The organism is Streptomyces sp. NPDC048560, assembly GCF_040650955.1.
Classification (GTDB): domain Bacteria; phylum Actinomycetota; class Actinomycetes; order Streptomycetales; family Streptomycetaceae; genus Streptomyces.
The window spans coordinates 46,982-72,557 of record NZ_JBEZIJ010000001.1; the positions used below are offsets into that span (position 1 = coordinate 46,982).

20 protein-coding genes are annotated in these 25,576 nt (G+C 71.8%); 5 read left to right on the forward strand and 15 right to left on the reverse strand.

Annotated elements, in window-relative coordinates; all coding sequences use genetic code 11:
• Positions 1-9: 9 nt before the first annotated feature.
• Both nusA and rimP read right to left on the reverse strand, forming a co-directional pair.
• Positions 10-1,050, reverse strand: coding sequence for a transcription termination factor NusA (gene nusA, locus AB0C82_RS00180; protein WP_362834555.1), 1,041 nt, complete (start codon positions 1,048-1,050; stop codon positions 10-12).
• 2 nt (positions 1,051-1,052) lie between these two features.
• A complete protein-coding gene (rimP, locus tag AB0C82_RS00185) occupies positions 1,053-1,550 on the reverse strand; it encodes a ribosome maturation factor RimP (RefSeq protein ID WP_362834557.1) in 498 nt (165 codons plus the stop codon).
• Positions 1,551-1,726: 176 nt separating this feature from the next.
• Here rimP and AB0C82_RS00190 point away from each other — a divergent pair, with 176 nt between their 5' ends.
• From AB0C82_RS00190 to AB0C82_RS00200, 3 genes are read left to right on the forward strand one after another with little or no spacing between them, the layout of a single operon-like run.
• Positions 1,727-2,269: a hypothetical protein gene (locus AB0C82_RS00190; RefSeq protein WP_362834559.1), complete on the forward strand. Its 543-nt coding sequence runs from the start codon at positions 1,727-1,729 to the stop codon at positions 2,267-2,269.
• On the forward strand, positions 2,266-2,760 hold the full coding sequence (locus AB0C82_RS00195) for a ferritin-like domain-containing protein (protein WP_362834561.1): 495 nt from the start codon (positions 2,266-2,268) through the stop codon (positions 2,758-2,760). The genes AB0C82_RS00190 and AB0C82_RS00195 overlap by 4 nt, the downstream gene beginning before the upstream one ends.
• A 28-nt stretch (positions 2,761-2,788) precedes the next feature.
• A complete protein-coding gene (locus tag AB0C82_RS00200; protein WP_362834563.1) occupies positions 2,789-3,706 on the forward strand; it encodes an aminoglycoside phosphotransferase family protein in 918 nt (305 codons plus the stop codon).
• Between the two features lie 63 nt (positions 3,707-3,769).
• On the opposite strand, the gene AB0C82_RS00205 is transcribed toward AB0C82_RS00200, so the two are convergent.
• The 12 genes from AB0C82_RS00205 to AB0C82_RS00260 all read right to left on the reverse strand — a co-directional run bounded on the left by AB0C82_RS00205 (position 3,770) and on the right by AB0C82_RS00260 (position 21,113).
• Positions 3,770-5,470 carry a proline--tRNA ligase gene (locus AB0C82_RS00205; protein WP_362834565.1) on the reverse strand — a complete coding sequence of 567 codons (1,701 nt, stop codon included), beginning with the start codon at positions 5,468-5,470 and terminating at the stop codon, positions 3,770-3,772.
• Between the two features lie 36 nt (positions 5,471-5,506).
• Positions 5,507-6,112, reverse strand: a complete 606-nt coding sequence (locus tag AB0C82_RS00210) for a GNAT family N-acetyltransferase (RefSeq protein ID WP_362834567.1) — start codon at positions 6,110-6,112, stop codon at positions 5,507-5,509.
• A gap of 48 nt (positions 6,113-6,160) precedes the next feature.
• The gene (locus AB0C82_RS00215) at positions 6,161-7,006 is read right to left on the reverse strand and encodes a GNAT family N-acetyltransferase (RefSeq protein ID WP_362834569.1); all 846 of its coding nucleotides are present in this window, start codon (positions 7,004-7,006) and stop codon (positions 6,161-6,163) included.
• Positions 7,007-7,174: 168 nt separating this feature from the next.
• A complete protein-coding gene (gene ispG, locus AB0C82_RS00220; RefSeq protein WP_362834571.1) occupies positions 7,175-8,329 on the reverse strand; it encodes a flavodoxin-dependent (E)-4-hydroxy-3-methylbut-2-enyl-diphosphate synthase in 1,155 nt (384 codons plus the stop codon).
• A gap of 173 nt (positions 8,330-8,502) precedes the next feature.
• The gene (locus AB0C82_RS00225) at positions 8,503-9,813 is read right to left on the reverse strand and encodes a site-2 protease family protein (protein WP_362834573.1); all 1,311 of its coding nucleotides are present in this window, start codon (positions 9,811-9,813) and stop codon (positions 8,503-8,505) included.
• Positions 9,810-11,063, reverse strand: a complete 1,254-nt coding sequence (gene dxr / locus AB0C82_RS00230) for a 1-deoxy-D-xylulose-5-phosphate reductoisomerase (RefSeq protein WP_362834575.1) — start codon at positions 11,061-11,063, stop codon at positions 9,810-9,812. The genes AB0C82_RS00225 and dxr overlap by 4 nt, the downstream gene beginning before the upstream one ends.
• Before the next feature lie 134 nt (positions 11,064-11,197).
• Positions 11,198-11,863, reverse strand: coding sequence for a hypothetical protein (locus tag AB0C82_RS00235; RefSeq protein ID WP_362834577.1), 666 nt, complete (start codon positions 11,861-11,863; stop codon positions 11,198-11,200).
• Between the two features lie 33 nt (positions 11,864-11,896).
• Complete coding sequence (gene aroA / locus AB0C82_RS00240; protein ID WP_362834579.1) at positions 11,897-13,135, reverse strand: 3-phosphoshikimate 1-carboxyvinyltransferase; 1,239 nt, start codon at positions 13,133-13,135, stop codon at positions 11,897-11,899.
• 74 nt (positions 13,136-13,209) lie between these two features.
• Positions 13,210-15,165: an acyl-CoA dehydrogenase family protein gene (locus tag AB0C82_RS00245; protein WP_362834581.1), complete on the reverse strand. Its 1,956-nt coding sequence runs from the start codon at positions 15,163-15,165 to the stop codon at positions 13,210-13,212.
• A gap of 236 nt (positions 15,166-15,401) precedes the next feature.
• The gene (locus AB0C82_RS00250; RefSeq protein WP_362834583.1) at positions 15,402-16,847 is read right to left on the reverse strand and encodes an aldehyde dehydrogenase family protein; all 1,446 of its coding nucleotides are present in this window, start codon (positions 16,845-16,847) and stop codon (positions 15,402-15,404) included.
• Between the two features lie 131 nt (positions 16,848-16,978).
• A complete protein-coding gene (locus tag AB0C82_RS00255) occupies positions 16,979-18,577 on the reverse strand; it encodes a PucR family transcriptional regulator (RefSeq protein ID WP_362834585.1) in 1,599 nt (532 codons plus the stop codon).
• Between the two features lie 115 nt (positions 18,578-18,692).
• A complete protein-coding gene (locus AB0C82_RS00260) occupies positions 18,693-21,113 on the reverse strand; it encodes an ATP/GTP-binding protein (protein WP_362834587.1) in 2,421 nt (806 codons plus the stop codon).
• A 245-nt stretch (positions 21,114-21,358) separates the two neighbouring features.
• Between AB0C82_RS00260 and gabT the strand changes: the two genes are divergently transcribed.
• Positions 21,359-22,699: a 4-aminobutyrate--2-oxoglutarate transaminase gene (gene gabT, locus AB0C82_RS00265; RefSeq protein WP_362834589.1), complete on the forward strand. Its 1,341-nt coding sequence runs from the start codon at positions 21,359-21,361 to the stop codon at positions 22,697-22,699.
• 150 nt (positions 22,700-22,849) lie between these two features.
• Entirely contained in the window at positions 22,850-23,686 is an 837-nt protein-coding gene (locus AB0C82_RS00270) for a phosphatase PAP2 family protein (RefSeq protein WP_362834591.1), read from the forward strand.
• On the opposite strand, the gene AB0C82_RS00275 is transcribed toward AB0C82_RS00270, so the two are convergent.
• Complete coding sequence (locus AB0C82_RS00275; RefSeq protein ID WP_362834593.1) at positions 23,637-25,460, reverse strand: glycoside hydrolase family 18 protein; 1,824 nt, start codon at positions 25,458-25,460, stop codon at positions 23,637-23,639. The two genes, AB0C82_RS00270 and AB0C82_RS00275, sit on opposite strands and share 50 nt — an antisense overlap.
• Positions 25,461-25,576: the final 116 nt, after the last annotated feature.

Here is a 25,576-nt window from a genome sequence, read left to right on the forward strand (position 1 = left end):
AGTCGGGGATCAGCCGCGCTCGGACCGCTCCCTGGCGCGCTCGGCGCGCTCACGGTCCGCGATGTCCCGCTCCTCGTCCGTCTCCGTGTCCGGGCGGATGTCGATACGCCAACCGGTGAGACGGGCGGCCAGACGGGCGTTCTGCCCCTCCTTGCCGATCGCCAGAGACAGCTGGTAGTCGGGGACGGTGACCCGGGCGGACCGGGCACCGAGGTCCACGACCTCGACCTTGCTCACCCGTGCGGGCGACAGCGCGTTGGCGACCATCTCGGCCGGGTCGTCCGACCAGTCCACGATGTCGATCTTCTCGCCGTGCAGCTCGGCCATGACATTGCGCACACGGCTGCCCATCGGGCCGATGCAGGCGCCCTTGGGGTTGAGACCGGCACGGGTGGAACGCACCGCGATCTTGCTGCGGTGACCGGCCTCGCGGGCGATCGCCTCGATGACGACCGAGCCGTCGGCGATCTCCGGGACCTCCAGCGCGAAGAGCTTCTTCACGAGGTTGGGGTGGGTGCGCGACAGCGTCACGGACGGGCCGCGGACGCCCTTGGCGACCCGGACGACGTACGAGCGCAGCCGGAGGCCGTGGGTGTACTCCTCGCCCGGCACCTGCTCCTGCACCGGCAGGATGGCCTCCATCTTGCCGATGTCGACCAGGACGTTCTTCGGGTCCTTGCCCTGCTGGACGAGACCGGTGACGACATCGCCCTCGTGTCCGGCGTACTCGCCGAACGTCTTGTCGTCCTCGGCGTCGCGAAGCCGCTGCAGGATGACCTGCTTGGCGGTCGTCGCCGCGATCCGGCCGAAGCCGGACGGCGTGTCGTCGAACTCCTTGGGCTCCTGGCCCTCTTCGAGGTCGGCCGGGTCCTCCTTGGCCCACACCGTGACGTGGCCACGGTCGGTCAGCTCGACCCGCGCCCGGCGGTGACTGCCCTCGGTGCGGTGGTACGCGATGAGGAGGGCCGACTCGATCGCCCCGACGAGCACGTCGAAGGGGATCTCCTTGTCCTGCGCCAAGCCCTTCAGCAGCTTCACATCGATGTCCACGGCTACGCCTCCTCTTCCTTCTTGTCCTTGCGGTTGAATTCGATCTCCACGCGCGCCTTGGCGATCTCGTCGAAGGAGACCCGGCGGGACGTGGGCTTGCGGCCCTTGACGCCCGGCACTTCGAGGTCCAGTCCTTCGTCGTCGACCGCGAGGATGCGGGCCACCAGCTCGTCGCCCTCGGTCAGCTGGAGCCGCGCGAGGCGGCCGGTGGCGCGTACGTAGTGGCGGTGCTCGGTCAACGGGCGGTCCGCGCCCGGAGAGCTCACTTCGAGAACGTACTCGCCCTCGCCCATCACGTCGGTCTCGTCGAGCTTCTCGGAGATCGCGCGGCTGAGCTCGGCGCAGGCGTCCAGTTCGACACCCTGTTCGGAATCCACGATGACCCGAAGCACCTGCCGCCGGCCGGCCCGGGCCACCTCGATCTCTTCGAGATCCAGTTCCTCGGCGCTGACGAGCGGTTCCAGCAGTTCGCGCAGCCTCTCGCTCTGGGTGGTGCTCATCCCGGGTGACTCCTCGGCCGCGTGTGCTGTTGTGGGGATCGTCGTGTGTCAGGTCAAAGGGTATCCGGTCCTGAGGGGTGTTGCCGTCCGCCTGCCCCTGGGCGCGGGTACGCTCGCCCACGGTGATCACTTCAGGACAGAAGCAGTCAGTACCGAACGACACCCGAAGGAGACACGTGCGGCGGACGGGGACGACGCGCAGGGCCGCGCTCGCGGCCACTGGAGCACTTTCGATGGGTGCGGTGCTGGCGGGCTGCGGTGACGGGCCGAAGGCCCAGGAGCCGTCGTCCAACGCCGGTTCGCGGGCCGACGCGCAGGCCCGCGCCCGGGCGACGGACGCACGCCTCCAGCGGACGCTGCGCAAGGGCGCGACCCTGGTCAGTGCCACCCTTCTCGCCCAGTACGACCAGGTCGCGGCCGCGCACCCCGCGACGGCTGCCGGACTCACCCCGCTGCGGTCCGCCGTCCGGCTGCACACGGCGGCCCTGTCGAAGGGCGCGGGGCGCATGGCTCCGGTCCTGCCCCCGGGCGCTCCGTCCGCCGACGCGAAGGCCGCCCTGAAGGAGCTGGCCGCCGCGGCACGCCGCGCGGCCGACGCCCACACCGCGTCCCTGATGGACGCGGAGCCCGAACTCGCCCGGCTGCTGGCCTCCGTGGCCGCCGCGGGCGCCGTGCACGCCTACCTGCTCACCGAACTCGCCAAGGACACCTCGTCATGAGCTTCACGGACACCCGCACCGAGGAAGTCCCGGAGGAACTGAAGGCCGCGCAGGCCGCCTTGGCCGCCGAACACGCCGCGGTGTACGGATACGCGGCGCTGGGCGGCCGGCTCGACGGGAAGCGCGGTACGGAGGCCACGGCGGCGTACGACGGGCACCGGGCACGGCGCGACGCCCTGGTGCGCACCGTGCGTGACCTGGGCGGTGCGCCGGTCGCGGCCGATGCCGCGTACGCTCTGCCGTTCGCGGTGCGGGACCCGGCGTCGGCGGTGCGGCTCGCCGCCGTGCTGGAGGACCGGATCGCGGGCGTCTACTCCGACCTCGTACGGGCCACCGACGGCGCCCTGCGGCGTGAGGCCGCGGGCGCTCTGCGGGAGGCGGCCGTACGCGCCGTCCGCTGGCGCGGCACCGGCGTAGCCTTCCCCGGGCTTCCGGAGAAGGCCACGGCCGCGCAGGCCCCCGGTCCCGCGGGACCGGGCGGGACGCACTGAAAAGGCTCTGAAAGGGAACAAGGCACGTATGGGTTTCGAACCGCCGCAGCGTCTGGTGCGAGCGCTCGGCGAGATGTACGGGGACACCGCCGCGGCCGACTGGCTCGGACGGCTCCCCGCGCTGACCGAAGAGGTGCTCTCCGCGGGTACGCAGGATCTGACCGTCGAGCGGGTGGTCGCCCCCGGCGGACGCAGCAGCCTGACTCTTCTGGTGGGGCGGCCCGACGGTACGCCGGGCGTGCTGAAGATCGCCCCGCCGGAGGCCGAGCCCGCGTGTGAGCGGGCGGCGCTGGCCCACTGGAACGGCTGGGGTGCCGTCCAACTCCTCGACCCGGCCCTCCAGCTGCCGGGCGGCGCGCTGCTCCTGGAGCGGCTGCACCACGAGGTGTCGCTGCGCTCGCTGCCGGAGGCGAAGGCCCTGCTGGAGGCGGCGGGCACGGTGCGCAAGCTGTGGGTCGACCCGCCGGCCGGCCACTCCTTCGAGACGGTGGCCGAGCGGACGGAGCGTCAGACGGGGCCCATGCGGGCGGTCGCGGAGGCCGGTCCCGAGCTGGCACCGCTCGTGTCGGCCGCTCTGGCGGCCCGTGCGGAACTGGTCGCCCACTCCCCCGAACACCTGCTGCTGCACGGCAACTTCCGCCAGAGCAAGGTGCTGTCGGGCGAGCGTTCCCCCTGGCTGACGGTCGGCCCCGAGCCGCTGGTCGGCGAGCGCGCCTACGACCTGGCACGGCTGGTGCGGGACCGGGCGGAGGATCTGATCGCCTCTCCCGGCGGGGCGGCCACGGCCCGGCGACGGATCAAGAAGCTCGCCGACTCCCTGGACGTGGACCGTGAACGGCTGCACGGCTGGACCCTGTTCCGGGCCGTGGAGTCGGGCACCCGGGCGCTCACCGCAGGACGCAGGCAGGACGGCGAAGTGACCCTGGAGTTCGCGGGCTGGCTGTAGGACGGACCGGCACGAAGGCCCCCGCGCGGTTGCGCGGGGGCCTTCGTGACGTACCGGCGGGGATCAGCCCTGGTCGGTGAGGCGGGCGATCGCCTCGTCCACCGTGAGCTCCTCGCGCTCGCCCGTGCGGCGGTCCTTGAGCTCAAGGACGCCCTCGGCCGAGCGGCGGCCGGCTACCAGGATCTTCGGCACACCGATCAGCTCGGCGTCGGTGAACTTCACTCCGGGCGAGACGCCCGCGCGGTCGTCGACCATGACCCGGACGCCCGCCGCGTTCAGCTTCTCGGAGACGTCGAGGGCCAGCTCGGTCTGGAGCGCCTTGCCCGCCGCGACGACGTGGACGTCGGCCGGGGCGATCTCGCGGGGCCAGCACAGGCCCTGCTCGTCGGCGGTCTGCTCGGCGAGCGCGGCCACGGCCCGGGAGACGCCGATGCCGTAGGAGCCCATCGTGACGCGGACGGGCTTGCCCTGCTGGCCGAGGACGTCGAGGGCGAAGATGTCGGCGTACTTGCGGCCGAGCTGGAAGATGTGGCCGATCTCGATGGCACGGTCCACCTGGAGGCCGGCGCCGCAGTTCGGGCAGGGGTCGCCCGCCTCGACGACGACGACGTCGAGGTAGTCGTCGACCTGGAAGTCGCGGCCCGCGACGACGTTCTTCGCGTGCAGGCCCTCCTTGTTGGCGCCCGTGATCCAGGCGGTGCCCGCGGCGACGCGGGGGTCGGCGATGTAGCGGACCTTCTCCAGGCCCTGCGGGCCGACGTAGCCGCGCACCAGGTCGGGGCGGCCCACGAAGTCCTCGGCGGTGACGAGCTCGACGACGGCGGGGGAAAGGTGCTCGCCCAGCTTGCCGAGGTCGACCTCGCGGTCACCGGGCACGCCCACGGCCACGATCTCGCCGTCGACCTTGACCAGGAGGTTCTTCAGGGTGGCGGAGGCCTCGACACCGAGGTGGGCGGCGAGGGTCTCGATGGTCGGGGTGTCCGGGGTGTCCAGCTCCTCGACGGGGCCGTGCGCCGCGTCTGCGGCCGGGGCGGCCTTGTACGTCACTGCCTCGGTGTTGGCCGCGTAGTCGCAGTTGGGGCAGTCGACGAAGGTGTCCTCACCGGCCGGGGCGGGGGCCAGGAACTCCTCGGAAGCGGAGCCGCCCATGGCGCCGGAGACCGCGGAGACGATGCGGTGGTCGAGGCCGAGGCGCTCGAAGATGCGGATGTACGCGGCCCGGTGCAGCTGGTACGCCTCGACGAGCCCCTCGTCGGTGGTGTCGAAGGAGTACGAGTCCTTCATCTGGAACTCACGGCCGCGCAGCACGCCGGCGCGGGGGCGCGCCTCGTCGCGGTACTTGGTCTGGATCTGGTACAGGATCACCGGCAGGTCCTTGTAGGACGAGCACATGTCCTTGACGACCTGGGTGAAGACCTCTTCGTGCGTGGGACCCAGGAGGTAGTCGGCGCCCTTGCGGTCCTGGAGCCGGAACAGCAGGTCGCCGTACTCGTCGTACCGGCCGCTGGCCTCGTACGCCTCCTTCGGCAGCAGCGCGGGGAGCAGGACCTCCTGGCCGCCGATGGCGTCCATCTCCTCGCGGACGACGCGCGTGACGTTCTCCAGGACCTTCTTCCCCAGCGGCAGCCAGCTCCAGATACCGGCGGCCGTGCGACGTACGTATCCGGCCCGGACGAGCAGCTTGTGGTTGAGCGTCTCGGCGTCGGCCGGGTCGTCGCGCAGTGTCTTGATCATCAATCGGGACATGCGCTGGACCTGGGCCATGATGAACTCCTGCTCGGAAGGGTGATGGGGCCGAGGTTAGCCGGGCAGCGGGGGCGGGCGGAAATCCATTGCCCGCGGGCGGCGCAGCGGGAGGGGCGCGCCCATCACCGCGTACGGCTTGGGGGCGCTGGGGAAGTGCACCTGGCGGGCGAGGTCCCGGTAGCCGAGGGCGCGGTACAGACCGCGGGCCGGGCTCTCCGTGTCGATCGCGGAGAGGATCGAACGGGGCTGGTCGACGGCGTCCGTGATGGTGGTGATCAGGGTCCGTCCGATGCCGTGCTGCTGGTGGTCCGGGTGGACGTGCAGCTCCGTGATCACGAACGAGTCGTCGAGCCAGCCCTCGGAGCCGGTGGCGCGGAGATAGGGCTCGACGACGGTGGACCACCACTGGGCGCGGTCGTTGGGCATCCCGTAGACGAAGCCCACGAGCCTGCCGGACGGCGTGGTGGCTCCGAGTGCGCGGGCCTGCGGGTGGTCGAGGTGCCGCAGCACGATGTGGCGGCGGACCTCGATCTCCTCCCGGCCCAGGCCGAAGGCGACGGCCTGCACCGCCAGTGCCTCGTCCACGCGCGCGGCCAGGTCGAGAGGGCCGACCAGGATGTCGGGGGCCCCGGGGCCGCTCCCGGAAACTGCTGCTGCCATGCCGGAACCCTACTGTCCGCGCAACGGCCGTGGGGCCGGGTCGTGCGGTCAGAAGAGGACGCTCATGAAGGCCCCGGTCTCACGGAAGCCGACACGGGCGTACGCCTTGCGGGCGGGGGTGTTGTAGTCGTTCACGTACAGGCTGACGATGGGGGCCACGTCGGCCAGCGCGTAGCCCAGTACCGCGGCCATGCCGGTCTCGGAGAGGCCGCGGCCGCGGTGTTCGGGGGCGACCCAGACGCCCTGGATCTGGCAGGCCAGCGAGGTGGCCGCGCCGATCTCGGCCTTGAAGACGACCTTGCCGTCCTCGATGCGGGCGAACGAACGGCCGCTGCCGATCAGTTCGGCGACGCGTGCCTGGTAGAGGAGTCCGCCGTCGCCGGCCATCGGGGAGATGCCCACCTCCTCCGTGAACATCGCCACGCAGGCCGGCAGGACGATGTCCATCTCCTCCTTGCGGATGCGGCGCACGAGGGGGTCGGGTGCGATGTCGGCGGAGGGGTGCTCGGTGACCATGAGCGGCTGGTTGGCGCGGACCTCGCGTGCGGGGCCCCAGCCCGGTTCGAGCAGGCGCCACAGCTGGGAGGTGGGCTCGGCGGGACCGACGATCGACGAGCAACGGCGGCCTCCCCTGCGGGCACGGTCGGCGAAGGCCCTGACCGCTTCGGGAGTGGCGCAGATCGGGACGAGGTTGGCCCCGGAGTAACACAGGGAGCGGAGTCGCCCGTCGGCGTACCAGCCCCACATCTCGCCGCCGAGGCGCCAGGGGTCCAGCCCGGCGACCTGCACGCGGGACGTGACGAAGGCGTTGGCCACGGGCTCGCTCTCCAGGATGGCGAGCGCGGCGCCGAGGTCGCTGGGTTCGAGGACCCGGGTGGTGGTCTGCGTCAACACGAGGGGGCCTCACCATGCGGTCTGCTGATTTCCGAACTGTACCGAACGGGGGCGCCGGGCGCCCCTCGCGTCCGGGAGCGGGACCGGGTTCCCTCCTGGGGCCGCGACGGCCGCGCCCCGCCCGGCAGGAGCCGGGCGGGGCGCGGGTGAAGCGGTGTGCGGAGCGGGTCAGCTGATGGAGACCTGGGGTTCGCCGGAGGAGATGCCGTCCTTCTCCATCTGCTCGGCGATCTTCAGGGCCTCCTCGATGAGGGTCTCGACGATCTTCGACTCCGGGACCGTCTTGATGACCTCGCCCTTCACGAAGATCTGGCCCTTGCCGTTGCCGGAGGCCACACCCAGGTCCGCCTCACGGGCCTCACCGGGACCGTTGACGACACAGCCCATGACGGCGACCCGCAGCGGGACCTCCATGCCTTCAAGACCGGCACTGACCTGGTCCGCGAGCTTGTACACGTCGACCTGCGCGCGCCCGCACGAGGGACACGAGACGATCTCCAGGCGACGCTGCTTCAGGTTCAGCGCCTCCAGGATCTGCAGCCCGACCTTGACCTCCTCGACCGGCGGAGCAGAGAGCGAGACACGGATCGTGTCGCCGATGCCCTCGGAGAGCAGGGCGCCGAACGCGACCGCGGACTTGATCGTCCCCTGGAACGCCGGACCGGCCTCCGTGACACCGAGGTGCAGCGGGTAGTCGCTCTGGGCCGCCAGCTGGCGGTAGGCGTTCACCATGATCACCGGGTCGTTGTGCTTCACCGAGATCTTGATGTCACCGAAGCCGTGCTCCTCGAAGAGCGACGCCTCCCACAGCGCGGACTCGACCAGGGCCTCAGGCGTGGCCTTGCCGTACTTCTTCAGGAGCCGCGCGTCCAGCGAGCCCGCGTTCACACCGATCCGGATCGGCGTCCCGGCGTCCTTCGCCGCGAGCGCGATCTCCTTGACCTTGTCGTCGAACTGCTTGATGTTGCCCGGGTTCACCCGTACCGCAGCGCAGCCCGCGTCGATCGCGGCGAACACGTACTTCGGCTGGAAGTGGATGTCCGCGATCACCGGGATCTGCGACTTCCGCGCGATCGTGGAGAGCGCGTCCGCGTCGTCCTGGGTCGGGCACGCCACGCGTACGATCTGGCAGCCCGAAGCCGTCAGCTCCGCGATCTGCTGCAGCGTCGCCCCGATGTCCGACGTACGCGTCGTCGTCATCGACTGCACCGACACGGGTGCGTCTCCGCCGACCGCGACCGATCCGACCTGGATCTGGCGGCTGACCCGTCGGTCGGCGAGCTTGGTCGGAACGGCCGGCATTCCGAGAGAAATCGCAGTCATGCGCTGAGCATCCCCAAGGTGTGGATCAAGGTCCCGAGATCGGCGGGCTCCGGTCTTCGAGGTTACGGCACCGAGGGGGCGCCGGACGCACCCCGTCCGACGAAACCACCCGGTTGTGGGTGGCCGGCCACCTCATGTGTGACCGGCCACTACGCGTGGTGCGCGTGGGCCGGTCAGGTGATCTTGACCGGGTTGACGATGTCGGCCACCAGGACCAGCAGCGTGAAGCAGATGAAGATTCCGGCGACCACATAGGCGACCGGCATCAGCTTCGCCACGTCGAACGGACCGGGGTCGGGCCGCCTGAAGACGCGCGCCACGTTGCGGCGCAGCGACTCCCAGAGCGCCCCGGCGATGTGTCCGCCGTCGAGCGGCAGCAGGGGCAGCATGTTGAAGAGGAACAGCGAGAGGTTGAAGCCGGCGAGCAGGAACAGCATCATCGCGACCTGGTTCTGCGCCGGGACGTCGAGGGTCATCACCTCGCCGCCGATGCGCGCCGCGCCGACCACGCCGACCGGCGAGTCGTCCGCGCGCTCCCCGTCGCTGAACGCCGCGTCCACGAGGTCGGGGATCTTGGACGGCAGGGCGATGATCGAGTCGACGCCGTTCTCGATCATGTCTCCGATACGGACGACCGAGTCACCGAAGGACAGGGGCACGATCTCGGTGCGGGCGGCGAAGCCCAGGTAGCCGGCGTCCACGAACTTGTCCGGCACGACCTGGCCGTCGGAGTCCTTCTGCGCCACCGAGTTCTTCTTCAGGACGGCGTTCAGGGTCAGCTCCTGCCCGTCGCGCTCGACGACGATGACGGCGGGGCCGATGGTGTCGCGGATGCGCTCGGAGAGGGTCTCCCAGTCATCGATCCGCTGCCCGCCGAAGGAGACGATCTTGTCGCCCTCCCGCAGGCCGGCGGCCTTGGCGGGTGAGACCGGGTCGCCCTTCGCGCACTTGTCGCGGTCCTCGCTCTGCGAGATCACGCACTTCTGGACCCCCGCGACCTCGGTGGTCTGGGTCTGGAAGCCGAAGGTCATGGACACGCCGAGGAAGATCGCGACGGCCAGCACCAGGTTCATGAACGGCCCGGCGAACATGACGATCACGCGCTTCCACGGCTTGCGCGTGTAGAAGAGACGGGTCTCGTCACCCGGCTCCAGCTCCTCGAAGGCGGCCGACCTGGCGTCCTCGATCATGCTGCGCCACGGCGAGGTGGAACGCGCCTCAACACGTCCGTCGGCGCCGGGCGGGAACATGCCGATCATGCGGATGTAGCCACCCGCGGGAATCGCCTTGATGCCGTACTCGGTGTCGCCCTTCCTGCGCGACCAGATGGTCGGGCCGAAGCCGACCATGTACTGCGGTACGCGGATGCCGAAGAGCTTCGCGGTCGAGAGGTGTCCCAGCTCGTGCCAGGCGATCGAGAACAGCAGACCCACGGCGAAAATGGCGATCCCCAGGATCGTCAACAGGACCGTCGTCAAACTCATGCGCGCGCCTCCGCTGTCGCTTTCGCCGAGAGCTCCTGGGCCCGGGCTCGCGCCCAGGCCTCCGCCTCCAGGACGTCCGCGACCGTCAGTGAAGTTCCCGTGGCAGGGGTGCCGTGTTCGGTCACCACTGCGGTGACCGTATCCATGATTCCGTTGAAGGGGAGCCGTCCCGCCAGGAACGCGTCCACGCACTCCTCGTTGGCGGCGTTGAAGACCGCGGGTGCCGTGCCGCCCAGGGTGCCCACGTGCCGGGCGAGCCCGACGGACGGGAAGGCCTCGGTGTCCAGCGGGAAGAACTCCCAGCTGGACGCCTTCGTCCAGTCGAACGCGGGGGCGGCGTCGGGGACGCGCTGCGGCCAGCCCAGGCCGATGGCGATCGGTCCGCGCATGTCCGGCGGGGTGGCCTGGGCGAGCGTGGATCCGTCCGTGAACTCGACCATGGAGTGGACGTAGGACTGCGGGTGGACCACCACCTCGATCCGGTCGAACGGAATGTCGTAGAGGAGGTGCGCCTCGATGACCTCCAGGCCCTTGTTGACCAGGGTCGCCGAGTTGATGGTGATGACCGGGCCCATCGCCCAGGTCGGGTGCGCGAGGGCCTGCTCCCTGGTGACGTCGGCCAGCTCACTTCTCGTACGCCCCCGGAAGGGACCGCCGGAGGCGGTGACGACGAGTTTGCGGACGTCGGCGCGGGTGCCTGCCGCCAGGGCCTGGAAGAGCGCGGCGTGCTCGGAGTCGACCGGGATGATCTGGCCGGGGGCCGCGAGCGCCTTCACCAGCGGGCCGCCGACGATGAGCGACTCCTTGTTGGCGAGCGCGAGGGTGCGGCCCGCCTTCAGGGCGGCGAGGGTCGGGGCGAGGCCGATCGAGCCGGTGATGCCGTTCAGCACGGTGTGGCAGTCGCTCGCGGCGAGCGCGGTGGCCGCGTCGGGCCCGGCCAGGATCTCGGGGAGCGGCTCGCCCGCCCCGTACTCCTCGCGCAGCGCCTCGCGCAGCGCCGGCACCTTGTCCTCGGCGGCGACGGCGACCGTGCGCACCCGGAGGCGCCGCGCCTGCTCGGCGAGCAGGGCGACCCGGCCGCCCGCGGCGGAGAGGGCGGTGACGCGGAAGCGGTCGGGGTTGCGCAGCACCAGGTCGATGGCCTGGGTGCCGATGGACCCGGTGGAGCCGAGGATCACGAGATCCCGGCGGCCGTCCGCGGCGTCGAAGATCAGATGCGGATCGGCGAGGGGGGCAGGGCTGTCGCTCATGCCCCCCATTGTTGCCGCAACGGCTGTGTGCCGTGACAGGGCGTCCCCGTGGGTGCCTGCCCGGCCGTGTCACTTCCCTGCGGGAGCCGTGTCACGTCCCCGTCGGAGCCGTGTCGCTTCAGCGAGGGACGCTGTCACTTCTCCATGGGGTGCGCGCACAGCATCTCCTGCCGGGCGCTGTAGTCGAGGTACACGAGCCAGTCCCTTCCCCAGCACTTCTCGCCCTTCGAGAGCCAGAACTCGGCCTCCTGCGAGCTGCACCCGACCTCTTCGAGGTCCTGTTCGGGCCACTCGGCGTTGTTGCGTCCGCAGTCGCCGGCCATGAACTTGGCCGGGGTGGAGGGGATGAGCCGCGGCACGACGAGGAAGCCGAGGGCCGCGACGAGGGCGCCGGTGATGACCAGGGCGGGCAGCCTGGCCAGGACGTGGCGGCCGGGGGCGAGCTGGGGCCGCAGGTTCCCCACCGGATGCGGCAGCGCGCGGATCCGGCGGCGCGCGCCGATGTTCATGAACAGGGTGACCGGGGCCGCGAACACGGACAGCAGCCCCCACCAGCCCTGCCAGAGGGTGTCCGACGTCATCTTCCGGTAGAGCGAGGTCCCGCAGACCCGGCAGAAGGTGCCTTCCTTCGTCAGGAAGCGCAGGGTGACGACGAGCCCCTGGTGACCGCGTACGACGGTGTGAACGGCGGGTATCGCACCGCAGATGTCGCAGGGAAGCGGCGGGGTGCCGCCGAATCCGAACGGGGGCAGGGGCTGGTAGGGCCAGGGTTGGTGGGGCTGGTGGGGCGGCGTGGCCATGAGTTCTCCTGTGGACGACGAGGCCCGGAAACCCTAACTGGCCCCGGTGGCAGCGAAATCCGCGAAGGTCTCGTGGAAGCGGGGGAACGTCTTGCGTACGCAGCCGGGGTCGTCGTACGTCATGCCCGGTGCGCGCAGACCGGTGACGGCGAACGACATGACGATGCGGTGGTCGCCGTGAGTGGTGATCTCGGTGGCACGGGGGGTGCCGGGGTGGATCTCGATCCAGTCGTGGCCCGTGTGCACGGTGATGCCCATGCGCCGGAGGTTGTCGGCGCAGGCGTCGAGCCGGTCGCACTCCTTCACCCGGGTGTTGGCGACGTCCTCGATACGGACGGGCGAGGAGGCGAACGGCGCGATGGCCGCCAGCGTCGGCATCGTGTCGGAGATGTCACGCATGTTGACCGTGAGGCCCGTCAGGGTGCCGGTGGAGCCGACGGTCGTCGCGTCCGCCGTCGTACGGACGTCGGCGCCCATGCGGCGCAGGACGTCGACGAAGCGCAGGTCGCCCTGGAGCGCGTCCCGGCCGAGGCCGGGCACGGTCACCTCGCGTCCGGTGAGCGCGGCGGCGGCGAAGAAGTAGCTCGCGGTGGAGGCGTCCGGTTCGACCGCGTACGTGGTGGGCCGGTATCCGCCGGGCGGGACGGTGAAGGTGTCGCCCTCCCGGACCGTCTCGACACCGAAGCTGCGCATCATCGCGAGGGTGATCTCGATGTACGGCGCCGACACCAGTTCGGTGACGTCGATGCGCAGGCCCTCGGAGGTGAGCGGTCCGAGCATGAGAAGGGCGGTGAGGTACTGCGACGACTCCCCCGCGTCCAGGGTCAGTTCGCCGCCCTTGATGCCCGACGCCTCGATCCGCAGCGGGTGGTGGCCCTCGGCCGCCTCGTGGTGCAGCTCGACGCCCAGGGTGCGCAGGGCCTCGGTGAGCGGGGCGAGGGGGCGGCGGCGCATCTGCGCGGAGGCGTCGAAGCGGTACGTGCCGGAGGCGGCGGCGGCGGCGAGCGTCGGCAGGAAGCGGGCGGTGGTGGCCCCGTCACGGCAGTACACATCTGCTTCGGCGACGGCGGGGCCGGCCGGGCGCCCCTCGATGTGCCAGCGGTCCTGCTCGCGGGTCACGGTGTAGCCGAGGCGGGTCAGCCCCTCCGTGAAGCCCTCGGTGTCGTCCGAGTGCAGGGGGCGTACGAGGGTGGTGGTGCCGTCGGCGGCGGCGGCCAGGAACAGCGCGCGGGCGGTGACGGACTTGGAGCCGGGGATGTGGATGACGGTCACGGCAGCCATCCTGCCGTGCGGCGGACACGACGGCGGGGCACGTCCAGCGCGTGGACGTGCCCCGCCGTCACGGCTCAGCGGATGGGCCGGTGGACGTTCTCCTTCGTCGAGGCGCCGGGGGTGGCATCGGCGATCCACGGGCCGTCGCCGCTCGGGTCGACGACGCCTTCCTCCAGCCAGGTGTACGTCCCGGAGAGGACCCCGTCGACCACGCGCCGGTCGAGGTCGTCCGTGTTGGACCACAGGCGGGTGAAGAGTTCCTCTACCCGGATGCGGGACTGGTGGCAGAAGACGTCGGCCAGTTGGTACGCCTCGCGGCCGTGTTCGCCGGTGGTGCGCAGGAGTTCGGCGCGGACGCAGGCGGCACTCATCGCGAAGAGCTCCGCGCCGATGTCGACGATCCTGCCGAGGAAGCCCTGCTTGGTCTCCATGCGGCCCTGCCAGCGGGACATCGCGTAGAACGTGGAGCGGGCCAGTTTGCGGGAGGAGCGTTCGACGTAGCGCAGGTGGGTGGACAGGTCCGGATGTCCGGGCGGGTGGAACTCGGCGTACGTGCGCGGCAGTTGTCCCGGTCCTGCGACCAGCTTCGGGAGCCAGCGGGCGTAGAAGCCCGCCGCGTTGGCACCCGCCTTCGCCTTGGCCGACAACGGTTTCTCGGGGTCGATGATGTCCCCCGCCACCTTGAGGTGGGCGTCGACGGCCTCGCGGGCGATCAGGAGATGCATGATCTCCGTGGAGCCCTCGAAGATCCGGTTGATCCGCAGGTCACGGAGCAACTGCTCGGCGGGGACGGCCCGTTCGCCACGGGCGGCGAGGGAGTCGGCGGTCTCGAAACCGCGGCCGCCCCGGATCTGGACCAGCTCGTCGGCGATCAGACAGCCCATCTCGGAGCCGTACAGCTTCGCCAGCGCGGCTTCGATGCGGATGTCGTTGCGGTCCTCGTCGGCCATCTGCGAGGCCAGGTCGACGATGGCCTCCAGCGCGAAGGTGGTCGCGGCGATGAAGGAGATCTTCGCGCCGACGGCCTCGTGCCGGGCGACGGGCCGGCCCCACTGCTCCCGCGCCGCCGACCATTCGCGGGCGATCTTCAGGCTCCACTTCCCCGCTCCCACGCACATGGCGGGCAGCGAGAGGCGGCCGGTGTTGAGGGTGGTCAGGGCGATCTTGAGGCCCGCGCCCTCGGGGCCGATGCGGTTGGCGGCGGGGACCCGGACCCGGTGGAAGCGCGTGACGCCGTTCTCCAGGCCGCGCAGGCCCATGAAGGCGTTGCGGTTCTCCACGGTGATCCCCGGGGCGTCCGCCTCGACGACGAAGGCGGTGATCCCGCCCCTGTGGCCTTCGGACTCCGGGACGCGGGCCATGACGACCAGCAGGTCGGCGACGACCCCGTTGGTCGTCCACAGCTTCACGCCGTCGAGCACGTAGTCCTCGCCGTCGGGCACGGCGGTGGTGGCGAGCCTGGCCGGGTCGGACCCGACGTCGGGTTCGGTGAGGAGGAACGCCGAGATGTCCGTGCTGGCCAGCCGGGGCAGGAAGGCGTCCTTCTGCTCCTGCGTGCCGAAGATCTTCAGCGGCTGCGGTACTCCGATCGACTGGTGCGCGGACAGCAGCGCGCCGAGCGCGGGGCTGGCCGAGCCGATCAGGGCGAGGGCCTTGTTGTAGTACACCTGGGTGAGGCCGAGGCCGCCGTAGTCGGTGGAGATCTTCATGCCGAGGGCGCCGAGTTCCTTGAGGCCGTTGATCACCTCGTCGGGAATCCTGGCCTCCCGCTCGATCAGCGCGCCGTCGATCCTCGTCTCGCAGAAGGTACGCAGCCGGGCGAGGAACTTCTCGCCGCGACGCACGTCCTCCTCGGCCGGGAGGGGATGGGGGTGGATCAGGTCGAGCCGGAAGCGGCCGAGGAAGAGCTCCTTGGCGAAACTGGGCTTGCGCCAGTCCTGCTCACGGGCGGCCTCGGCCACCCTGCGCGCTTCGCGTTCGGTGACTTTGGGCGCCTGGGACGGTTCGGGTGGTGCGGGTGGGGCGGACATGAGGAACTCACCTCGCCGCTTCTCGGTTCGGGTGGGGCCGGGTCGTCGGGGACCGGCCGGCGCGTTTTCTCCGGTCGGCCCACTCGTCCGTATGTACCCGATGTGCCCCGGTCCCACCACCCCTGCGGCAGGGTGCGCGAACGGCCGCAGCCCCCGCACAGTGGGCTGCGGCCGTTCGTCGTGCCGCCTGCTGCGATCGCTGTCCGGGCGGAAGGCAGGCGGCCGTTCGGGGTGTCCTACAGGGCGAGGCCGGTGAGGACGAGGACGCGCTCGTAGGTGTAGTCGTCCATCGCGTAGCGCACGCCCTCACGGCCGACGCCGGACTGCTTGGCGCCGCCGTAGGGCATCTGGTCCGCGCGGTACGAGGGGACGTCACCGATGATCACGCCGCCGACCTCCAGGGCGCGGTGGGCGCGGAAGGCGGTCTGCAGGTCGTGGGTGAACACGCCGGCCTGGAGGCCGTACTTGGAGGAGTTGACGGCGGCGAAGGCCTCCGCCTCGCCGTCGACCTTCTGCACGGACAGGACCGGGCCGAAGACCTCTTCGCCCGAGAGGGTGACGTTGTCCGGGAGCTCGGTGAGCACGGTCGGGGCGTACGTCGCCCCGTCGCGCTTGCCGCCGGTGAGCAGTGCGGCACCGGCCTGGACGGCCTCGTCGACCCAGGACTCGACGCGCTTGGCGGCGTCCTCGCTGACCAGGGGGCCGACGTCGGTGGTGGCGTCGGACGGGTCACCGGTGACCAGGGCCTCGACGGCCGAGACGATCTTCGGGACGAGGCGGTCGTAGACCGAGGCGTCCGCGATGACGCGCTGCACCGAGATGCAGGACTGGCCGCCCTGGTAGTTGGAGAAGGTCGCGATACGGGTCGCGGCCCAGTCCAGGTCCTCCTCGGAGGCCCAGTCGCCGAGGACGACCGCCGCTCCGTTGCCGCCGAGTTCCAGGGTGCAGTGCTTGCGCGGGACCGAATCCATGATCGAGTAGCCGACCGGGCCGGACCCGGTGAAGGAGATCACGGGCAGCCGCTCGTCCTGGACGAGGGCCGGCATACGGTCGTTGGGGACCGTCAGCACGGACCAGGAACCGGCCGGGAGGTCGGTCTCGGCCAGCAGCTCACCCAGGATCAGCGAGGAGATCGGGGTCGCCGGGGCGGGCTTGAGGATGATCGGGGCGCCGACGGCGATGGCCGGGGCGACCTTGTGCGCGCTCAGGTTGAGCGGGAAGTTGAAGGGCGAGATCCCGAGGACGGTGCCGCGCGGGAAGCGCCGGGTCAGCCCGAGACGGCCGGTGCCGCCGGCGTCGGTGTCCAGGCGCTGGGCGTCGCCGCCGTTGAAACGGCGGGCCTCCTCGGAGGCGAAGCGGAAGACGGAGACGGCGCGGCCGACCTCGCCGCGGGCCCACTTGATGGGCTTGCCGTTCTCGGCGGAGATCAGCTGGGCGATCTCCTCGGTGCGCTCCACGAGGCGGCGTACGACGTGGTCGAGCGCGGCGGCCCTGACGTGGGCCGGGGTCGTGGCGAACTCCTCGCGGACGGCGTGCGCGGCGGCGACGGCTTCCTCGGTCTGCGCGTCGGTGGGCACGCTGACCGTGCCGACGAGACGGCCGTCCCAGGGGTTGGTGACGTCGAAGCTGTCCTCGCCGGTGGCCTGGCGGCCGGCCAGCCAGAAGGCGTGGGTGGAAGTCATGGCGGGTCCGGCCCTTCGGAGGTCGTGAAGCTCGTGGGTGTGCTGCTCCCCCACCGTAGGGCGGCCGGACGCGGATGACGTTTGTCCGGCGTGGAGCACAGGGCCCCGTCGATGCTCCGCTTTGTCGGGGATCAGGTCGCGGGGGTGCCGGAAGCTCCGGGAGCGCCCGACGCCGCGGCCGTCGTGACCTTCAGCGCCAGCCAGAGCTCCATCCGGACGTCCGGATCGTCCAGGGACCGGCCGAGGATCTCCTCCACGCGGCGCATCCGGTAGCGCAGGGTGTGGCGGTGGACGCCCAGGTCGGCGGCGGCCGCGTCCCACTGGCCGTGCCGGGAGAGCCAGGCGCGCAGCGAGGCGACGAGGTCGCCGCGGCCCTTGGCGTCGTGCTCGTACAGGGCTCGGAGCATCCCGTCGGCGAAGGCCCGTACGGCGTCGTCGGCGAGCAGCGGGAGTACGGAGCCCGCGGCCAGCTCCTCGTGCTCGACGAGGGCCCTGCCGCGACGGCGGGCGACCGAGAGGGCCTGCTCGGCCTGCTTGTACGCGGCGGCGACGGCGATCGGGCCGCAGGGCGCGGAGAGGCCGACGACGACCTCACCGTCCTCGGTGCCGGGTTCGCGGGCCGGGCGGCCCTCCTGGGCCTCGGCGTAGCCGGCGCAGGAGGTGACGGCGGCACCGCCGTCCGCCGCGAGCACGACGACCCGCTCGCCCTCGGGGACCATCAGCAGCGCCTCCCCGGCGCGGGCCGCGGCGGCCTCCATGGTCTCGGCGAGGAGTTCGGGGGTGGACCCGGGTGCCGCCTCCGCGATCAGCAGCCGGAAGGGGGCGTCCAGCAGTCCGCCGTACAGGTCTCCGGCGACGGCCCGGGCGTGGTCGGACTGTCCGGCGAGCAACATGCGCAGCACGGCGGCGCCGAGGCGCTGTTCGGCGCCCTGGAGGGAGCGGGAGCGTGCGGTCGTGAGCGTCAGGAGGGCGACCGCGGAGTGCACGGCGTACCGCTCGGCGGTGCCGAGTGCCGCGCCCGTACCGACGGCGAGCGCGCCGCGGACGCGGCGGCCTGTGCCGAGGGACTGGAGCTCGACCCGGTCGTCGGTGTCGCCGACGACGACGCTGGCCGGGGCGGGACGGTCCCGGAGGCGCTCCACGTCGGGGGTGAGGCGGGCGGCACGTCTGGCGGCCCAGTCGGGCGCGGCGGCCACGACGGCGCCGGAGGTGTCGTACAGAGCCGCCCAGCCGTCGACGTGGGCGGCGAGGCGGGTGAGGAGTTCGCCGGGCCCGTCGCCCGCGACGGCGGCCTTGGTCAGCTCGCGCTGGGCCTCGAAACCGGCGGTGACGGCGCGGTACTGGTCGGCGGCGATGGCCGCGGACACGGCTTTGCTGATGGCGAGGAACGGGGTCCTGCGCGGGACTTCCAGGAGCGGCAGCCCGGCCTCCTCGGCGGCGTCGACGAGGGCCTGCGGGATCTCGTCGTAGTTCACGCCGACGGCGAAGCCGAGCCCCGCGACACCGGCGGCGGCCAGCCGTCGCACGTACTGGAGCATGGCCGCACCGTCCTCGGCGTCGAGGTTGGTGGCGGTGACGAGGAGGAGCTCCCCGCCCTCCATGTAGGGCACGGGGTCGGTGAGCTCACTGGCGTGCGCCCAGCGCACCGGGGTGTCGAGGCGGTCGGCCCCCGCGCGGACCTTGAGCTTGAGCGCCGAGTGCTGGGCGAGCGAGGCGAGTGTGGGGGGCATGGGACGGCGGACCCTCTGGATCGATTTCGCCGTCCCGTACGAACGGCTCCTTCGATTCTGCCAGGGCGGCAGAGTCCGTGGAGCCGCCACCTGGGCTACTGCCCGGTAGGGCGGCTCAGCCTCCCAGCTCCACCAGGAGCGGTGGCGCGTGCTCGCCGTCCACCGTCGTGAGGGAGAGGACGGCGTGCCCGGCGGGGAGCGAGTAGGCCAGTTCGGAGGCCGACCAGCGTTCCCGCTCGACCTGTCGTACGGTCACGGCGTCCGTCGTCACCGCCTTGCCGGTCACCAGCTTGCGCAGGGCGTGCAGGGCGCGGGTGAAGGGCTGGTCGGCGAAGACGGTGTGCTGGGCGACCTCCCTGGTGGAGACCCACTCCTTGCCCCAGACCTCGGCGAACCGCTTGCCGTCCCAGGTGGTCACGCCGGAGAACGCCATGCAGCAGCCGACGGCGCCCATCAGCGCGGTGTGCAGTCCTTCCGGGACGTCGTCGACGGTACGGAGCGTGAGGACGGCGCCCGCGTTGACCGACCGGAGCCGCCGGATTCCGCGCACGGTCTGCGGGGTCACCGTGTGCGTCGCGTCGTCCAGGACCAGGCAGACGAAGAGTGACCGGTCCCCGCGCGCCGCCGCGACGGCGGTGAACTGGGCGAGGACCAGCCGCGCGAGAAGCCGTGACGCCTCCGCGTGGGTGCGCTCCGGCAGATCGATACGGACCCGCAGCGGAAGCTGCCCCAGGGAGCGCAGCGAGAACGGGTGGCCCTCGTCCCCGGTGGCGAAGAATCCGGCGAACGCGGGCCGGTCGAGCAACGCGATCCGGTCGGCGAGCACAGGCCCGGGGTCCCCGGCGCCGCCCGCCTGCCGGGTCCTGGCCTCGAGTTCGCGCAGCATCCCTCCGTGGCCGCCCGCCTCCAGCGCCCCGCGCAGCGAGGCGAGCGCGTCCGGGGCGCCGTCGAGCAGTTCCCGCAGCTCGGGAACGCCCGGAAAGCGGCCGTGCACCGCGCGGAAGGGGCCGAGCAGCTGGGCCAGCACCGTGGCCGCGCGCCGGCTGTCCGTCGTGGACACATCGCCGACGAGCCCCTCCGCGAGCACCCCGGCGGCCTCGTCGGGATCGGTCGTCCCCGCGTACAGGTCGAAGTCGTGCAGGGAACGGGGATCACCGATCCGCACCACGACGTCGTACGCCTCGTCGGGGCCGGACGCGGCTCCGCCCCCGCCCACCGCGAGCACGGCGGCCTGGCCGGCGAGCGCCCGGAGCGCGAGGGACTCGACGACGGGCCGTACGAGGGAGGCGGACTTGCCCGAGCCGGGCGGTCCCACCGCGAGCAGGGAGGTGCCGAGCGTCCCGGGTTCCAGGGCGACGCCCGATCCACGGCGCGCATAGGGGTTACGGGCGTCGTCGGCGCACCTGCCGACGCGCACCTGACCGGTCAGGACGTCGTGCCGCGCGGTGCGCACCGGCAGGTCGCGGTGACCGGAGGGGTGCAGGGCGGCGGCGCCCCCCGCGCGCAGGACGGCGTCGGTGAATCCGGCGAGGCGCTCGGGGTGTGCGCGGGCGACGGTCCAGGCGTGGCGCAGCCGTGCGCAGTCCACGTCGTTCATCCGGCCGGCGCGCACCTCGGCGGTGAGCGTCTCGGCGGCGTCCGTCTGCGCTGCCGCGCGCAGCTCGGGCCACCGGTCGGCGTCCGTGTCGGGGGCCGTCTCCGGGGCGGGAGCGGCGCCCTGACCGCCGGACGGGCCCTCGCGGCGGGCGGCGAGGAGTTCGCGCCAGCGGCCCAGGCGGGCGAACGGGTACAGGACGGCTGCCGTGATCAGTACGTAGATCACGTTCACGACGCTCTGGCTCTGGAAGACCTCACCGCCCGCGACGGAGGCGATCAGGATGAGGACGGGCCTGACGAGCGGCACGGCGCCCTGCCAGACGAGGAGCTGGGCGACGCCGGCCATGGCGGCGGTGGCCACGGCGAGGAAGGGCTGCCCCCGTCCGGCGACATGCCGCCGGAAGAGCTCGGGCCAGTTCCCCAGGCGCCCGCAGCCGTACACGAGCAGCCCGAACAGGAGTGCCTCGTACACCGTCAGGGCGTCGACGCCCTCCACGGTCCGCGGACCGCCCGCGCTGCCCACGTACCACCACTCGCGGGGGGTGAAGAGCTTCAGCGGGACGAGGCGGTAGGGGATGTACCCGTTGCGCCACAGGGACCAGACGAGCACTCCGCACAGGACCGCGATCACCGTGCCGACCACGAGGGACCGGTCGGAGACCTCGTCCGGCTTCTCGGGCGGCCGGGGCGTGTGGCCGTACCTCCACACACCGGGCGCCTGCGGGAGACGCGGGGTGCGCAGCCACTCGTCGGGGCGCGGGCCCGCGGCCGGGGCACGGTCCGGGCGCGGCGGGCCCGGCGGAGGCCCGGCAGGAGGCGGGGGCGGCGGCACCGCCGGTGGAAGACCTGCGGGCGGGGGCGGGCCGGGCGGCGGCGCGCTCGGGCGGGGCACCTGATTCGCCCGTGTGTCCCGTGCGCCGTACGTGCCTTCGGTGTCCATGAACCGCTGCCCCCTGACCGGCCTGGTCCGTCCGCTGCCCCGGTCAATCTAGTGCGCCCGCACCAGGAGTTCAGCCAGGCACCCGAGCCGGTCCCGGAGCGGTGACTTCGCCGCCTCGTACACCCATCTGTCCGGATGGGACAAGGACACGCCCCCCACCACTCCCGATCGGCGTATGACCGTCGGCGCTCACCGCCCCTAGCCTGCAGGAAGAGAAGCGTACGAAACACCCCCAGGAGCCCCTCATGAGCGCAGTCCCGCAGGAGCGCAGCCTCGTCACCGCCATTCCCGGCCCGAAGTCGGTCGAGCTGCAGGCTCGCCGTGTCGCGGCGGTCGCCGCGGGGGTGGGCTCCACCCTGCCGGTGTTCACGGCCCGCGCCGGTGGCGGGATCATCGAGGACGTCGACGGCAACCGTCTGATCGACTTCGGCTCCGGTATCGCCGTGACGTCGGTGGGCGCCTCCGCCGAGGCCGTCGTACGCCGCGCGTCCGCGCAGCTCGCCGACTTCACCCACACCTGTTTCATGGTCACGCCGTACGAGGGGTACGTCGAGGTCTGTGAGCAGCTGGCCGAGCTGACGCCGGGCGACCACGCGAAGAAGTCCGCGCTGTTCAACTCGGGCGCCGAGGCCGTCGAGAACGCCGTCAAGATCGCCCGCGCCTACACCAAGCGCACCGCCGTCGTCGTCTTCGACCACGGCTACCACGGCCGGACCAACCTCACGATGGCGCTGACGGCGAAGAACATGCCGTACAAGCAGGGCTTCGGTCCGTTCGCGCCCGAGGTCTACCGCGTCCCGGTGGCGTACGGCTACCGCTGGCCGACCGGCGCCGAGAACGCCGGCGCCGAGGCGTCCGCGCAGGCCATCGACGAGATCACCAAACAGATCGGCGCGGACAACGTCGCCGCGATCATCATCGAGCCGGTCCTCGGCGAGGGCGGCTTCATCGAGCCCGCCAAGGGCTTCCTCCCGGCGATCGCCCAGTTCGCCAAGGACAACGGCATCGTCTTCGTGGCGGACGAGATCCAGTCCGGCTTCTGCCGCACCGGCCAGTGGTTCGCCTGCGAGGACGAGGGCATCGTCCCCGACCTGATCACCACCGCCAAGGGCATCGCGGGCGGCCTGCCGCTCTCCGCCGTGACGGGCCGCGCCGAGATCATGGACGCCGCGCACGCGGGCGGCCTCGGTGGCACGTACGGCGGGAACCCGGTGGCCTGCGCGGGCGCGCTCGGCTCCATCGAGACGATGCGCGAGCTGGACCTGAACGCGAAGGCCAAGCGCATCGAGGAGGTCATGAAGGGGCGCCTCGCCGAGATGCAGTCGAAGCTCCCCAACGGCGACATCATCGGTGACATCCGCGGCCGCGGCGCGATGATCGCGATCGAGCTGGTCCAGTCGGGCACGAAGGACCCGAACCCGGCTGCCGCCGCCGGCCTGGCCAAGGCCTGCCACGCCGAGGGTCTGCTGGTCCTCACCTGTGGCACGTACGGCAACGTCCTGCGCTTCCTGCCGCCGCTCGTCATCGGCGAGGACCTGCTGAACGAGGGCCTCGACATCATCGAGCAGGCTTTCGCCACGGTCTGATCCGTGCGAATCCCCGCCGAACGCCGCGAGGCGGACACGCGGGGACGCGGCGGCCCAGGCGTGTGGGCCTGTGAAGAACGTGTGGGGGGCCGATGGCGGGATCCGTTTCCGGCTGTCGGTCCCCCTCCGGCTGACGTACGGTTTCTGCAGATGAGAGAAACACGCCGCTCGCAGGAGACTGCGGGCGACTCCGGTTCGGCGCTTCCCCGGTGCCGTCCCGGTTGTGCCCACGCGCACACCACTGGAGCCTCTGGTTCCGGAACTCCTCACCGATCGGATGGCCGCCCGCCCCACACCCCCCGGGGCGCGCGGCAGACCGATCCCGCCGGTGACCCAGGAACAACCCCCCCTGTTCCTGGGTCACCGGCTCCTCTCTTCTCCCCCGCGGGAATCCTGACCGTCGTGGCCTCGCTGCTCGCGGTCTTCGGACTCATCACCTGGCAGGTCGTGGCCGACGGCCCCCTGCTCGGTCCGGACGAGCGCGTCGGCGGGGCGCTGGCCGGCCGCGGCCCCGTGGCGGTCGCGGAGGTCTTCACCGACCTCGGCAACATGCAGGTCGCCCTCCCCGTACTGCTCTGCGCGATCGTCTTCGCGCTGGTGCGGGGCGACCGTCCGCAACCCCTGTACGCGGCCCTCACGATGGCCGCCGTGCCCGCGCTGGTGGTCCCGCTGAAGCTGTGGACCGACCGCCAGGGCCCGCTGACCGAGGCGACCGGCTACTACCCGTCGGGCCACACGGCCACCTCCGCGGTGGCGTACGGGGCGGCGGCGATGCTCCTCGCCCCGTACCTGAAGCGCACGTGGATGATGCCCGCCGCCGCCGTCCTGCTGACGGCGGCGACGAGCATCGGTCTCGTACTGCGCGGCTACCACTGGCCGCTCGACGTGGTCGCCAGCTGGTGCCTGAGCGGGGTCCTGCTGGTGGCGCTGTGGGCGCTCAGCCGCCGAAGTAGGCGTCGAAGTTCTTCGAGAACTCCCACTGGTTGAAGCGGTCCCAGTTGATCGACCAGGTCATCAGTCCGCGCAGCGCGGGCCAGGTGCCGTGGGTCTGGTACGTGCCACAGTCGGTCTTCTTCGTCAGACAGTTCAGGGCCTTGTTCACCTCGGCGGGTGAGGTGTGCCCGTTGCCCGCCTGCGTCGAGGCCGGCAGACCGATGGCGACCTGCTCGGGGCGCAGTGCCGGGAAGACCTTCGCCTGGTCACCGGCGACCGGGAAGCCGGTGAGGAGCATGTCGGTCATGGCGATGTGGAAGTCGGCGCCGCCCATCGAGTGGTACTGGTTGTCCAGGCCCATGATGGAGCCCGAGTTGTAGTCCTGGACGTGCAGCAGGGTGAGGTCGTCGCGCAGGGCGTGGATGACCGGGAGGTAGGCCCCGGCGCGCGGGTCCTGGCCGCCCCAGGGGCCCGAGCCGTAGTACTGGTAGCCGAGCTGGACGAAGAAGGTCTCCGGGGCCATGGTCAGCACGAAGCCGGCGCCGTACTTCGCCTTGAGCGTCTTCACGGCCGAGATCAGGTTGACGATCACCGGCGAGGTCGGGCTGCGGAAGTCGGTGTCGCCGGTGTTCAGCGACAGGGAGTGGCCCTCGAAGTCGATGTCCAGGCCGTTCAGCCCGTACTCGTCGATGATCCTGCTCACCGAGGAGACGAAGGTGTCGCGGGCGGCGGTGGTGGCGAGCTGGACCTGGCCGTTCTGGCCGCCGATGGAGATGAGCACCTTCTTGCCGGCGGCCTGCTTGGCCTTGACGGCCGCCTTGAACTCGGCCGCGGATTCGACGTTCGGGCACTCGGCGACCGGGCAGAGCGAGAAGCGGATGTCGCCGGACGTGACGGAGGTCGGCTCGCCGAAGGCGAGGTTGATGACGTCCCAGGAGTCGGGCACGTCCGCCATGCGCGTGTAGCCCGAGCCGTTGGCGAAGCTGGAGTGCAGATAGCCGACGAGGGCGTGGGCCGGCAGACCACCGCCCCCTCCGCCGCCGCCCGCCGTCGTGGTGGCGGAGACCGCGGCCGACCTGGCGGACTCACCGGCGGCGTTCACCGCGCTGACCTGGAAGCTGTACGCGGTCGAGGCGGTGAGGCCGGTGACGGTGGCCGAGGTGCCGGTGACGGTGAGGACCTTGGTGCCGCCGCGGTAGACGTGGTAGCCGGTCGCTCCGGAGGCCGCGTTCCAGGTGAGCGGTACGGAGGAGGAGGTGGCCGTGCCCGCCCTCAGCCCGGCGGGGACGGCGGGCAGGGTGACCGGGTCACCGCCCGGGCCGATGAGGCTGAGGTCGTCGGCGTAGTAGGCCGGGGTGCCGTACCAGCCGTGGGTGTAGAGGGTCACCGAGGTGGTGGCGGCCCCGGTCGTGAACGTGGTGGTGAGCTGCTTCCAGACGCCGGGCGACTGCGTCCAGGTGGAGACGTCGGTGGTGCCGGTGCCGGACGCGCCGAGGTAGACGTAACCGCCCTGCACCCAGGAGCTCAGCGTGTAGGTGGAGCCGGGTCTGACCGCGACGGTCTGGGAGCACTTGGCGTTGTCGCTGCCCGCCGGAGTGCCCCTCAGCGCGGATGTGCCGCTGTGGACCGGCGTGCCGACGACGGCTCCGCTGCCTCCGGTACAGCTCCAGCCGTCCAGACCGGCCTCGAAGCCGCCGTTGCGTGCCAGTTCGGCGTCGGCGGCGCCCGCGGCCGGCGCGGTCGCGACCAGTCCCGCCGCGGCGAGCAGGGTCGTCGCACATGCGGCCAGAAGCCGCGACCATCGGGTGGGGGTTCCCGTACGTTCCACAACAGCCTCCGGGCAGGGGGGAATTGGGGGGTGGCGCGCCACAACATGGTCCAGACCAATCAACTTGTCAAGACCTCTGGCAGCGCGCGGCCACCACCCTTGCCCTCCGCTCACCG

Excerpts from the sequence above, each read along its gene's own strand:
- AB0C82_RS00260 (WP_362834587.1), bottom strand. The coding sequence starts at position 21,113 with ATGGACACCGAAGGCACGTACGGCGCACGGGACACACGGGCGAATCAG.
- rimP (WP_362834557.1), bottom strand. The coding sequence starts at position 1,550 with ATGAGCACCACCCAGAGCGAGAGGCTGCGCGAACTGCTGGAACCGCTC.
- AB0C82_RS00235 (WP_362834577.1), bottom strand. The coding sequence starts at position 11,863 with ATGGCCACGCCGCCCCACCAGCCCCACCAACCCTGGCCCTACCAGCCC.
- AB0C82_RS00250 (WP_362834583.1), bottom strand. The coding sequence starts at position 16,847 with ATGACTTCCACCCACGCCTTCTGGCTGGCCGGCCGCCAGGCCACCGGC.
- AB0C82_RS00195 (WP_362834561.1), top strand. The coding sequence starts at position 2,266 with ATGAGCTTCACGGACACCCGCACCGAGGAAGTCCCGGAGGAACTGAAG.
- ispG (WP_362834571.1), bottom strand. The coding sequence starts at position 8,329 with ATGACTGCGATTTCTCTCGGAATGCCGGCCGTTCCGACCAAGCTCGCC.
- AB0C82_RS00225 (WP_362834573.1), bottom strand. The coding sequence starts at position 9,813 with ATGAGTTTGACGACGGTCCTGTTGACGATCCTGGGGATCGCCATTTTC.
- dxr (WP_362834575.1), bottom strand. The coding sequence starts at position 11,063 with ATGAGCGACAGCCCTGCCCCCCTCGCCGATCCGCATCTGATCTTCGAC.
- AB0C82_RS00245 (WP_362834581.1), bottom strand. The coding sequence starts at position 15,165 with ATGTCCGCCCCACCCGCACCACCCGAACCGTCCCAGGCGCCCAAAGTC.
- AB0C82_RS00270 (WP_362834591.1), top strand. The coding sequence starts at position 22,850 with ATGAGAGAAACACGCCGCTCGCAGGAGACTGCGGGCGACTCCGGTTCG.
- AB0C82_RS00210 (WP_362834567.1), bottom strand. The coding sequence starts at position 6,112 with ATGGCAGCAGCAGTTTCCGGGAGCGGCCCCGGGGCCCCCGACATCCTG.
- AB0C82_RS00200 (WP_362834563.1), top strand. The coding sequence starts at position 2,789 with ATGGGTTTCGAACCGCCGCAGCGTCTGGTGCGAGCGCTCGGCGAGATG.
- AB0C82_RS00255 (WP_362834585.1), bottom strand. The coding sequence starts at position 18,577 with ATGCCCCCCACACTCGCCTCGCTCGCCCAGCACTCGGCGCTCAAGCTC.
- AB0C82_RS00205 (WP_362834565.1), bottom strand. The coding sequence starts at position 5,470 with ATGGCCCAGGTCCAGCGCATGTCCCGATTGATGATCAAGACACTGCGC.
- gabT (WP_362834589.1), top strand. The coding sequence starts at position 21,359 with ATGAGCGCAGTCCCGCAGGAGCGCAGCCTCGTCACCGCCATTCCCGGC.